Origin of the sequence: Lysinibacillus sp. GbtcB16, assembly GCF_019091145.1 — a bacterium.
In the GTDB taxonomy this organism is placed as follows: Bacteria; Bacillota; Bacilli; order Bacillales_A; family Planococcaceae; genus Lysinibacillus; species Lysinibacillus fusiformis.
The window spans coordinates 1-262 of the sequence record NZ_JAGXJV010000532.1; the positions used below are offsets into that span (position 1 = coordinate 1).

A 262-nucleotide genomic window follows, 5' to 3' on the forward strand; every position below is an offset into this window, starting at 1 on the left:
TTGTGTACTGGGAAGAGCTCTACGCATCAGACGATGAAATCGTAAGCATGTATGCAGCTGGAGCCGGAGAACTCGAAGAGTCGGTAGCCGGTTTAACGGCCGAGCAGTTGGGCTTGGCCCTTGAACCAGGCAAGTGGTCGATACGGGAGCAGGTGCTGCATGTGGTGGATCTGGAGCAAGTCGCCATCCACAAAGTGAAATTTGCCCTTGCGGAACCAGGCCGCACGTTTCAAGGCAACAGCTTTTCGCAGGACGACTGGTG

Annotated in this window: 1 protein-coding gene; it reads left to right on the forward strand. The window is 55.3% G+C overall.

Features of this window, described 5'->3' with window-relative positions:
• Positions 1–47: 47 nt before the first annotated feature.
• Positions 48–262, forward strand: a 215-nt coding sequence (locus tag KVT27_RS25135) for a DinB family protein (protein ID WP_369009671.1), incomplete at its 3' end; no start/stop codon positions are given.